Raw genomic sequence first — 10697 nt, 5'->3', positions numbered from 1 at the left:
GCGCTGACGGAGGGGCACAGGCCGGATAGCGCAGCGCCAAGAGGCACCTGCCCCTCCGTCAGCGCTTCGCGTCTGTTCAATGGAGACCCGTGTCTCCATTGAACTCCCCGTGCCGGGGAGGAATGTCCGCATCTGGTCGAAACCGGCCGTCGCTTCGGTGTCGCGTCGCGCGGCGACCGGCTCAGCCGAACAGATAGATGTGGATCGGGTTCTTGGGATCGAGCAGCATCTTGGTGGTCAGTGCCAGCGACATGATGATGAGCAGCGGCTTGATCAGCTTCGATCCGAACCGCATGGCCAGGTGCGATCCGATCTGGCCGCCGGTGATTGATCCGACCGCCATGGCGAGGCCCGCGATCCAGATGACATGGCCGCCCGCCACCATGGTCAGCAATCCCGCGACATTGGAGGCGAAATTGGCGGCCTTGGTCTGGGCGGTGGCGCGCAGCAGCGACAGGCCGCCCAGCGCGATGAAGATGGTGGTGTAGAAGGCGCCGGCACCCGGCCCGAAAAAGCCGTCATAAAAGCCGACCACGCCGATCATGCCGGACAGGCCCGATAGGCCGACGCGGGCATGGCGATCGGCATCGCTCAGCTTGGGCGAGAAGGTGAAATAGGCCGCCATCGCGATCAGCAGCGCGGGCATCAGCCCGGCCAGGATCGACGGGTCGACCCGTTGCAGCAGCCAGGCGCCGCCGATCGACCCGATGAAGGCGGCGATCACCGGCCCCTTGTAGGTTTTGAGGTCCATATGGCCGCGCCGGGCATAGGCGACGCAGGCGCCGAAGGTGCCAAGGCAGCTTTGCAGCTTGTTGGTGGCGACCGCCGGCACCGGCGGCACGCCGGCGGCGAGCAGCGCGGGCAGGGCGATGAGGCCGCCGCCGCCCGCCATCGCGTCGATGCAACCAGCCATGAAGGCGGCGGCCATGAGGAAAGCGATGGTTTCGGGGGAGAGGATCACGCGCGCAACAGCCCTAAATTTCCGCAGCCCCAAAGGATGCGAAAGGACTTCGCGGTCAGGCCGGGACGATGATGGGAGGAACGAGCGAGGCCGCCCGTCTCCTCAACTTATGGTTTGCCGCATTTTCCGAGTCAGCGGACGTGCGGTCCGCTTCGAAAATGCTTCAATAGGCCCGTGCTATCGCGAATTCGACCGCTTCGGTAAGGGCCGCTTTCGCCTTGCCGGCATCGAACATGCCCAGCGCGTCGATCGCGCGCTGGCCATAATGGCGGGCGCGGGCCAGCGTGTCGGCGATCGCGCCGGTCTGGCGCAGCAGCTGCGTGGCGTGGGCCAGATCCTCGTCGCTGATGCGATGGCCCGAGATCGCGGCCTTCCAGAAGGCCTTGTCCTCGTCCGACCCGCGCGCATAGGCCAGGATCACCGGCAGGGTGACCTTGCCGTCGCGGAAATCGTCGCCGGCATCCTTGCCCATGGTGGCGCCGTCCGATTCATAGTCGATCGCGTCGTCGATCAGCTGGAAGGCGATGCCAAGATTGCGGCCATAGACGTCGAGCGCATGTTCCTCCGCCTCGCTGCGGTCGGCGACCACGGCGGAAATGCGGCAGGCGGCAGCGAACAAAGCGGCGGTCTTGGCGCCGATGATGTCGAGATATTGTTCTTCGCTGGTGTCGATCTTGCGCTGGGCGGTCAGCTGGTTGACCTCGCCCTCGGCGATGATCGCCGATGCGCCCGACAGGATCTTCAGCACCTTGAGCGACTCGGCCTCGACCATCAGCTCGAACGAGCGCGAGAAGAGGAAGTCGCCGACCAGCACGGAGGCGCTGTTGCCCCAGATGATGTTGGCGGTCTTGCGGCCGCGGCGCAGGCCAGAGCCGTCGACGACATCGTCATGCAGCAGCGTGGCGGTGTGGATGAACTCGACCGATGCGGCCAGCTTGTAATGGCGCGATCCGGCATAGCCGACCAGGTCGGCGCAAGCGAGCGTCAGCATCGGCCGCAGCCGCTTGCCGCCGCCGGCGATCAGATGGCCGGCCAGTTCCGGGATCAGCGGGATGCGCGACTGCATCCGGTCCAGGATCACGCTGTTCACCTGGTTCATGCCATCGGCGACGAGCGCCATGATGGGAGCGAGCGAAGGGGCGCTGGTGCGGCCGATCGGGTGGACGTTGCCGGGGGAGGATGCAGTCATGACAAGCGTCCTCTGGCGGGGCAAAAAGCAGATGGCAAGCGGGAATAGCTTGCCTGCGCGGCGCAATGGCGCAAAAAGCGCGCCGGACGATTGATTGACGCATCGCAGTAACGGAAAAGCCACGCCTTTTCCCGCCGCGATGCCGCTGTGGAGAATGTCAGGTGGATGAGACTTTGAAGCGCTATCGCGAGAGCATCGACAATATCGACGCGGCGCTCGTCTTCATGCTGGCGGAGCGGTTCAAGGTCACCCAGGCCGTGGGCGAATATAAGGCGACCCACGACCTGCCGCCGGCCGATCCGGGCCGGGAGGAACGCCAGATTTCGCGCCTGCGCCAGCTCGCGCTCGACGCCAATCTCGACCCCGACTTCACCGAGAAGTTCCTGCGCTTCATCATCGATGAGGTGATCCGCCATCATGAGCGGCTGCGGGAAGGATAAGAGGCTTTAATCCTTCGGATAATTTTCATGACCCGCGTTGGGCCAGTGGAAATGCGTGTAGGTCAGCATGGTCGAGAAGCTTTCCGACCGGACCTGATGCCACCAGCCGATCGGGATGAAGAGCAGGTCGCCCGGCGTCAGGCGCACTTCGTAGCGCAACACGTCGCGTGCGCGCGGATAGCGGGCGAGCCGCGCCGGATCGGTCAGGTCGCCGACATCGCTGAAGACATGGCGGTTATGCGCCAGCCGATGAGTCTGCGACGGCGGCACCAGGATGACATGCTTGGTGCCCGTCACCTGCGCCAGCAGATTGTTGGTGAGGTCGAAATGCAGCGGGGTGAAGGCGCCCGCGCCGCCGATCCAGAGCATGCCCGGCGTCGGCGCCAGATAGGCGTCGGGATGGCTGAGGTCGGCCTGTAGCGGCGCGAGGGCCGGGCCATTAGCCGCGCTGTTATAGGCGGTCAGATAGGCATCATTGCCGCCGTCGCGCACCAGGTCGATGAACTGGCGGAAGGGCGCGCGGCGCTTGTGCCGGTCCTTGGCCAGCTCATAGTCGGCGGCCTGTGCCCGGCCGCCCTGATATTCGATTTCCGCCGCGCCAACGGCATCGGCCAGATAGTCCGGCGTCCATTTTGCGCGGGCGGGCCAGCCCTCCATCGCCCCCTTGATCAGGACCGGGCGGCCGGGGGCGTAGAAATTATGCAGGAAATCCTCGCCCGACAGCGCGTCGGCGGTCAGCAGGCCGGATGCATAGGGCGACAGGGCGCGCTGCTGTTCCATCACGTTCAGCAGCCAGTCGCGCCGCTTGAGCGCGAGCGCGCTGTCGTCGCGGGGCGCTGGCGCAGGCTTGGGCGGCACATGGGGCATGGCATTGGCGGACGGCGCGCCAAAGCCGACCTGGCGCAGGGTCATCTGCATCTGCATGTCCGCCGCCTGCGACAGGATCGAGGGAAGCGGCGGGGTGCGGCCGGATTTGCTCATGACCCGCCCTAGCGCGCGATCATGACCGCCATGTTGCAGGATGTGACGAACCTGTGACGGCGCGGTGGCGGTTCAGGCCGGCTCCACCACCTCGGTCCGTTTCGGCTGCGACCGGCCCAGCAGCACGCCGCCCAGCGCCAGCGCGAAGCCGGCGATCTGCACCGGGCCGAGCTTCTCGCCGAACAGCAGCCAGGCCTCCACCGCGGCCAGTGGCGGCACCAGCAGCAGCAGCATCGACATGCGCGTCGGTCCCTGGGTGCGCACCAGCCACACCAGCAGCGACAGGCCGGCCGCCGACAGGCCCAGCACCGACCAGCTGAGGCCGATCCACAGCATCGGGCTATTGTCCCAGCGCCATTCGCCCACGATCAGGGTAGCGGCGATCGCCACCAGCGCGCCGCCGGCATTCTGCACCGCGCCCGACACCCAGATCGGATCGCCGCCGATCGTGCCGCGCTGGATCAGCGTGCCGCCGGTCATCGCCAGCACCGCGACGATGCCGGCAACGGCGGGGATCAGGGTGATCGCGCCCGCACCCGACTTGGCGATCGCCGGCATCAGCACGCAGCCGACGCCCAGGATGGCGATGGCAAGGCCGGTCCAGGCGCGCGCGGGCAAGCGCTCGCCCAGGATCGCGACGCTGGCGACCGCAACCATCAGCGGCTGGGTCGCGCCCAGCAGCGACATGATGCCGGCGGGCATGCCATGGCTGACCGCCCACCAGCTGAGCGTCAGGTAAAGGCCGTGCAGCATTGCGCCTGCCGCCAGATGCAGCCCCAATTGCCGGCCGCGCGGCCAGGGCTGGCGGCCATGCAGTGCCAGCGCGCCCAGCAGCAGAGCGGTCAGGCACAGGCGCGCGGCCAGGATCAGCTCGGGCGCGCCATGGGGCACCATTGCGCGGGCGACGATGAAGCCGGTGGACCAGATCAGGACGAACAACAGGGATGCGATGATGCCGAACATGGCGCAGCCCATGGCCGATGCGCGCGCGCCTGTCGACCCGGCCAAGGGGTTAAGGGATCAGAAGCTGCCGATCGTTGACCCGATCAGGATCACGGCGACCAGTGCCGCAAGCGAGCTGACGATGCCGGCCATGGCGATATCCAGATAGGATTCGCGGTGGGTGACGCCGCTCAGCGCCAGCAGGGTGACGATCGCGCCATTATGCGGCAAGATGTCGAGTGTGCCCGATCCGATCACCGCCACCCGGTGCATGATGGCGGGATCGGTGCCGGTCTGGGCGGCGATGTCTATATAGGTCGGCCCCAGCGCCTCCAGCGCGATGGTGAGCCCGCCCGAGGCTGATCCGGTGAGCGCGGCGAGCAGATTGGTCGCCACCGCCAGTGACACCAGCGGCCCGCCGCCCATGCCCAGCACCCAGTCGCGGATCATGTGGAAGGCAGGGAGCGCCGCGATCACCGCACCGAAGCCGACCAGGCTCGCCACGCTGATGATCGGCAGCACGGCGGCGTTGGCGCCCGAATCGATGCTGTCGCGCAGGCTGGTCAGGCGACCCCGGTTGCACAGGATGATGGCGAGCGTCGCGATCATCAGCGCCGCCGTCACCGACCATATGCCCGCAACCGCGCCCAGGCTGGTGCTGCCCCATAAAGGCTCCGCCAGGAAGGGCGCGTCCCAGGTCGGGAACAGCCAGAGCGAGAGGATGAGGTTGCAGCCGATCATCACCCCGATCGGCAGGAAGGCGATGGCGAGCGAGGGGCGGTCGTCGGTCGGCGCCCCTTTGTCCATCTCTGCGGGGTCGAAGGTGGAGGCCGTCGTCGTATGCTCGCGCATCCGCGCGCTGTCGACCGGCACGGCCGGGGACAGGCTGGGGTCATAGCCTTCCAGCCGGGCGGCGGCGGCTGCCTGCGCCCGCAGCAGCCAGCCCAGCCCCACCGCCAGCATGATGACCGCAGCGATCAGGCCCAGGCCCGGCGCGGCATAGATGGAGGTGCCGAAGAAGGGCATGGGAATGACATTCTGGATCGCCGGCGTGCCGGGCAGGGCGGTCATGGTGAAGGTCGACGTGCCCAGGATGATGGTGGCCGGCACCAGCCGTCGGGGGATATTGCCGGCGCGGAACAGCGCCTGCGCCATCGGCACCAGCACGAAGAAGGCAACGAACAGGCTGACCCCGCCATAGGTCAGGATCGCGCCGGCCAGCACCACCGCCATGATCGCGCGGCCGGACCCCAGCCAGCCGATCATGGCATCGGCGATGGTGCGCACCGATCCGCTGTCGTTCATCAGCTTGGCGAAGATCGCGCCCAGCAGGAACAGCGGGAAGAATTGGGCGAGGAAGCCGGCGGCGGCGACCATGAAGATCTGGGTCCAGCTCGCCAGCATCGGATAGCCCGAAAAGCTGGCGGCGATCATCGCCAGCGTCGGGGCGAGGAACAGCACGCTCCAGCCGCGATAGGCCATGGCGATCAGCGCGCCGAGCGCGACCAGGATGCCGAGGAAGCTGAGCGCCTCAGACATGGGCAAGCAGCGCGTCGATATCGAGCGTCGATTCCCGGCCGATCGCCTGGCCATGATCCTTCAGGAAATCGTCCGCCGCCTTGCGCCCGATCTTCTTGAGCTTCCACAGGAACGCCCATTCGGCGTTCAGCTTGGATGAATGGCCGAATTGCAGCATGTCGGCGCTGGCGATGCGGTGGATGCGCATCTTCGCCCATTTCTCGCCCTCGCCATGGCCGGGGTCGGCGACCTGGCGCAGCAGCGCCATCATCCGGATTTCCTGCAACAGCACGGCGTTGAAGGAAATTTCGTTCAATCGGCTGGCAATGTCGCGCGCGGCGTAGAGGTCGGTGGCGCGCTCGACCGGGTTCACCTGGATCAGGATGGTGTCGTCCGAATCGCAGTCACGCACCAGCGGCGTCAGCGTCGGATTGCCCGAATAGCCGCCGTCCCAATAGGCCTCGCCATCGATCTCGACCGCGTGGAACATGGTGGGCAGGCAGGCGGAGGCGAGCAGCACGTCGGGGGTGATCTCGGCATTGCGGAACACGCGGGCCTGGCCGGTGCGCACGCTGGTCGCGGTGATGAACAGGCGGATCGGGCTGGCGGCGAGATGATCGAAATCGACGCATTCGTTGAGGATGTCGGTCAGCGGGTTGAACCCGCCCGGATTGAGATCATAGGGCGAGCAGAGCCGCGCCATCAGGTCCATCCCGACATAGAGCGGCGAATAATCGAGCGTCCAGCGGCCGAGCGCTATGTCGAGCGGGCTGCGGCGGAACGGGCTGAACATCGCCCCGTCCGACACCTTGCTCCAGAATCGGGTGAGGGCGCGGCGGGCACCCGGCGCGCCGCCATGGGCATAGCCGCTGGCCAGCACGGCCGCGTTCATCGCCCCGGCCGACGTGCCCGATATGCCGTCGATCCGCAACCAGGGTTCCTCCAGCAGGCGGTCGAGCACGCCCCAGGTGAAGGCGCCATGGGCGCCGCCACCCTGCAGGGCCAGGTCGATCAGGCGGCTTTGCGGTGCGGCAGTCGGATCGGGCATCGGGCACCTCGCGCTTGGCGGGCATGGCCCGCTGTCGGAGCTTGTTGCGATGCAGCATGGGACCATTGCGGCCCGCCAATGTCAACGCCTTGCGCGTTGCACAAACCTCATTCCCGACCCGCGCGGATCGCCGCGCCGCCCGCGATCGGCGTGATCGCGACCAGCAGCAGGGAGGCGGCGCCCAGGAATTTGAACGCGGCGCCGCTGCCGTCGCCCAGCGTGCCCGCGCCAAAGATCAGCAACGGCACCGCCAGCGGCAGGGCGAGCAGGCCCGCCAGAGCCCCCGACGAGCGCAGCCCGGCGGTCAGGGTCGCCACCAGCAGGCCAAGCGCGGCCAGCGCGGGCGTACCGATCAGCAGCCCGGCCTCCAGCGTCAGGATCGTGGCGCCGTCCAGCTTCAGCAGCGCGGCGGCGGGCAGGGCGGCGATCATCAGCGGCGGACCGAAACCCAGCCAATGGGCGATCAGCCGGGCGATCACCACCATCTCCTCGCTGATGCCGCGCAGCGCGATCTGGTCCAGGATGCCGGCGTCGCGATCGGGCGCGACCAGCCGGTCGACCGGCAGCAGGCTGGCGAGCAGCGCCGCGATCCACAGCATGCCGCCACCGGTGCGGGCGAGCAGGGCGGCATCGGGGCCGACCGCGAAGGGATAGAGGCTGGCGACCAGCAGCAGGAAGGCGACCGGCAGCCACAGCCCGGCCGAGCGCCAGGCCTGTCCCAGGTCGCGGGCGACGAGCAGGGCGATCAGTCGCATGACGCCTCCTGCGCCGGGTCCGGCACATGGGCGGCCATGGCGATCCGCACCGGATCGGTCAGCGGCAAAGGCTGGTGCGAGGCGGCGACGACGATGCCGCCGGCCGCCAGATGGTCCGCCACCGCCGCGCCAAGCAGCGCGACCGACGCATCGTCCAGGCCATTGGCCGGTTCGTCGAGCAGCCAGATATCCGCGCCGCTGGCGATCACGCGGGCGAGCATGGCGCGCTTGCGCTGGCCGGTGGACAGCATGCGCACCGGCACGTCGCGCAAGGGGGCGAGCGCCATGGCGTGGAGCGCGCGGTCGAGCGCGGCCGCATCCACCCGGTCGAGCCGTGCCCAGAAGCCGAGTGCGCGGTGGAGCGGCAATTCCATGTCGAGCGCTAGCCGCTCGTCGGCCAGCGCGACGCTGCCCTGGCGGTCGATCGTCCCGGCATGAATGGGCAGCAATCCGGCGCACTGGCGCAGCAGGCTCGACTTGCCGATGCCGTTGGCGCCGTGCAGCAAGGCGCTGCCGCCGGCCGCCAGCACCAGGTCGACGGCGGCAAAGAGCAGGCGTCCGCCGCGCAGACAGGCCAGGCCCGACAGGCGCAGCGCCGCGCCACTCATGGGGCGACCATATCCTCCAGCACATGCATGTCGATGTCCGACAGGCCGAAATGATGGCCGATCTCATGCACCACGACATGGGTGATGAGCGCTTCGAGCGGCACGCCGGTTTCGACCCATTCGTCGAGCAGCGGGCGGCGGAAAAGATGCACGGTCGGCGGCAGGTCGCCGGTCTGCGCCTCCTGCCCGAAGGGACGGCCGCTATAGAGGCCGGTCAGGCCGAACGGATCGTCAATCTCCATCTCCTTCAGGATATCGGCGTCGGCGAAATCCTCCACCAGCATCACGACGTTGGAGAGATAGGAACGGAAGGGCTCGGGCAGGCGGTTCAGGGCCTCCAGCGCGAGTGTCTCGATTTCCTGTGGGGTAGGGGCGAAGCGGAACGATTGACCAGTGTCAGGCATGGCTGTCACATAGGCGAAAGAAATAACGCAGGATAGAGAAATGCTTGCCAGACTGAACGAAACGGAACGGGCGATCGCGCTGGCGGATTTGCCCGAATGGACGGCGGTCGCCGAACCGGACGGGATTGCGCGCAGCTTCACCTTTCCCGACTTCGTCGCCGCCTTCGGCTTCATGACGCGGGTCGCGCTGCTGGCGGAAAAGGCCGACCATCATCCCGAATGGTCGAACGTCTATAACCGGGTCGAAATCACGCTCACCACCCATGATGCCGGCGGCCTGTCGCAGCGGGACATCGATCTGGCGAAGGGGATAGAGGCGCTGCTGCGCTGATGCTTGACGCGGCATCGTCCGGCCGATAATCGCCCCGGCAACATCAAGAGTCGGGCCAACGTCCGACACCAACCTGCTCCCCGAGCAAGGTGGTGCCCCTCGCCAAGAGGGGGATGTGGCCGGACCGGCAATCCAACGGGACATGCAGCCACGACGACGTTGATCCGATGCTTGGTCACACACCAGCAGACGGAAGCATGACGTGCCCATTTCCACACAGCAATTTGCCAGCGACAATTATGCCGGGGCCTGCCCCGAGGCGCTCGACGCGATGCTCGCGGCGAACAGCGGATCGGCGACGGCCTATGGCGAGGATGAATGGACGCAGCGCGCGGCGGACAATTTCCGCACCCTGTTCGGCGGCGATGCGGAGGTCTTCTTCGTCTTCAACGGCACCGCCGCCAATTCGCTGGCGCTCGCGGCGCTGTGCCAATCCTATCATAGCGTCATCTGTTCGGCCGCCGCCCATGTCGAGACCGACGAATGCGGCGCGCCCGAATTCTTCTCCAACGGTTCGAAGCTGCTTGCCGCGCCCTCGGTCGATGGCAAGCTGACGCCCGACGCGATCCGGCAACTGGCGACCAGCCGCTCCGACATCCATTTCCCCAAGCCGCGCGTCGTCACCATCACCCAGCCGACCGAGACCGGCCTTGTCTACACGGTCGAGGAAGTGTGCGCGATTTCCGCCGTGTGCCGCGAACTGGGGCTGAAACTGCACATGGACGGCGCCCGCTTCGCCCATGCCTGCGCCAGCCTGGGCTGCGACCCGGCGGAGATCAGCTGGAAGGCGGGCGTCGACGTGCTCTGCTTTGGCGGCACCAAGAATGGCATGGCCGTGGGCGAGGCGGTGATCTTCTTCGATCGCGCGCTGGCGCAGGATTTCGACTATCGCTGCAAGCAGGCGGGGCAGCTGGCGTCGAAGATGCGCTTCCTGTCGGCGCCCTGGATCGGCCTGCTGGAAAGCGGCGCCTGGCTGCGCAACGCCCGCCATGGCAATGATTGCGCGCGCCGGCTGGCGGCGGCGATCGCCGACCTGCCCGATGTCAGCCCGATCTTCCCGGTGGAGGCCAATGCGCTGTTCCTGTCCGCCCCCGCGCCGGTGCTGGACGCCTTGCGCGCGCGTGGCTGGCGTTTCTACACCTTCATCGGCGGTGGCGCGCGATTCATGTTCGCCTGGGATGCGCAGGTGGAGCGGGTCGACGAACTGGCCCGCGACATCAGGGAAGCCTGTCTGGCGGTCGCCGCCTGACCGGATGGCGCTAGTGCGGGCGAGGCGGCCTCAGGGTTCCTCGCCCTCGATCCGGGCGTCATAGCTGCTCAGCGCGCTGATGACGTCCGGCATTTTCTCGTAGCGCTTGCGCAGCAGGGCCAGCTTCGCGTCGGTGCCGGAGCAGAGTTCCGCCACGCTTTCCTCGATATAGGCGCGGCGTTCCGCGTCATAGGGTTCCTCGCCGCGGAAATGGTCGCAACTGTCGCGGTCGACCATGAAGGCGGTGACTTCGCGCGGGAAGGGGGCGGGC

12 protein-coding genes, 1 pseudogene and 1 riboswitch are annotated in these 10697 nt (G+C 67.5%); of the genes and pseudogenes, 3 read left to right on the top strand and 10 right to left on the bottom strand.

The window, feature by feature from the left end:
• Positions 1–181: 181 nt before the first annotated feature.
• Together CG471_RS26980 and CG471_RS26975 are read right to left on the bottom strand one after the other, a co-directional pair.
• Positions 182–961: a TSUP family transporter gene (locus CG471_RS26980; RefSeq protein ID WP_099234353.1), complete on the bottom strand. Its 780-nt coding sequence runs from the start codon at positions 959–961 to the stop codon at positions 182–184.
• 163 nt (positions 962–1124) lie between these two features.
• On the bottom strand, positions 1125–2150 hold the full coding sequence (locus CG471_RS26975) for a polyprenyl synthetase family protein (RefSeq protein WP_004207933.1): 1026 nt from the start codon (positions 2148–2150) through the stop codon (positions 1125–1127).
• Positions 2151–2311: 161 nt separating this feature from the next.
• Here CG471_RS26975 and CG471_RS26970 point away from each other — a divergent pair, with 161 nt between their 5' ends.
• Entirely contained in the window at positions 2312–2590 is a 279-nt protein-coding gene (locus CG471_RS26970; protein WP_004207932.1) for a chorismate mutase, read from the top strand.
• A 6-nt stretch (positions 2591–2596) separates the two neighbouring features.
• Here CG471_RS26970 and CG471_RS26965 read toward each other — a convergent pair whose 3' ends face one another.
• The 7 genes from CG471_RS26965 to CG471_RS26935 form a co-directional block, all read right to left on the bottom strand.
• Entirely contained in the window at positions 2597–3571 is a 975-nt protein-coding gene (locus CG471_RS26965; protein WP_099234352.1) for a cupin-like domain-containing protein, read from the bottom strand.
• 72 nt (positions 3572–3643) lie between these two features.
• On the bottom strand, positions 3644–4546 hold the full coding sequence (locus CG471_RS26960) for a DMT family transporter (RefSeq protein ID WP_099234351.1): 903 nt from the start codon (positions 4544–4546) through the stop codon (positions 3644–3646).
• A 45-nt stretch (positions 4547–4591) separates the two neighbouring features.
• Positions 4592–6052, bottom strand: a complete 1461-nt coding sequence (locus CG471_RS26955) for a GntP family permease (protein WP_099234350.1) — start codon at positions 6050–6052, stop codon at positions 4592–4594.
• Positions 6045–7079: a patatin-like phospholipase family protein gene (locus tag CG471_RS26950; RefSeq protein WP_004207927.1), complete on the bottom strand. Its 1035-nt coding sequence runs from the start codon at positions 7077–7079 to the stop codon at positions 6045–6047. The genes CG471_RS26955 and CG471_RS26950 overlap by 8 nt, the downstream gene beginning before the upstream one ends.
• A gap of 107 nt (positions 7080–7186) precedes the next feature.
• Positions 7187–7834 (bottom strand): heme exporter protein CcmB, encoded by a 648-nt coding sequence (locus CG471_RS26945; protein WP_010336308.1) that lies wholly within the window; start codon positions 7832–7834, stop codon positions 7187–7189.
• On the bottom strand, positions 7825–8442 hold the full coding sequence (gene ccmA / locus CG471_RS26940) for a heme ABC exporter ATP-binding protein CcmA (protein WP_099234349.1): 618 nt from the start codon (positions 8440–8442) through the stop codon (positions 7825–7827). Before ccmA ends, CG471_RS26945 begins: the two co-directional genes overlap by 10 nt.
• The gene (locus CG471_RS26935) at positions 8439–8846 is read right to left on the bottom strand and encodes a metallopeptidase family protein (protein ID WP_099234354.1); all 408 of its coding nucleotides are present in this window, start codon (positions 8844–8846) and stop codon (positions 8439–8441) included. The genes ccmA and CG471_RS26935 overlap by 4 nt, the downstream gene beginning before the upstream one ends.
• A gap of 40 nt (positions 8847–8886) precedes the next feature.
• On the opposite strand from CG471_RS26935, the gene CG471_RS26930 reads away from it, so the two are divergent.
• Positions 8887–9177 (top strand): 4a-hydroxytetrahydrobiopterin dehydratase, encoded by a 291-nt coding sequence (locus tag CG471_RS26930; RefSeq protein ID WP_004207923.1) that lies wholly within the window; start codon positions 8887–8889, stop codon positions 9175–9177.
• A 35-nt stretch (positions 9178–9212) separates the two neighbouring features.
• A riboswitch (SAM-I-IV-variant riboswitch) is annotated at positions 9213–9322 on the top strand.
• Between the two features lie 57 nt (positions 9323–9379).
• Complete coding sequence (locus tag CG471_RS26925; RefSeq protein WP_099234348.1) at positions 9380–10426, top strand: low specificity L-threonine aldolase; 1047 nt, start codon at positions 9380–9382, stop codon at positions 10424–10426.
• 30 nt (positions 10427–10456) lie between these two features.
• Here CG471_RS26925 and CG471_RS26920 read toward each other — a convergent pair.
• A pseudogene (locus CG471_RS26920) lies at positions 10457–10697 on the bottom strand (hypothetical protein); the annotation flags it as partial.

The organism is Sphingobium sp. IP1 (assembly GCF_002708645.1).
Classification (GTDB): domain Bacteria; phylum Pseudomonadota; class Alphaproteobacteria; order Sphingomonadales; family Sphingomonadaceae; genus Sphingobium; species Sphingobium yanoikuyae.
Note: the sequence above shows the minus strand (reverse complement) of the source record. Positions and strands in the feature narration are given on the sequence as shown.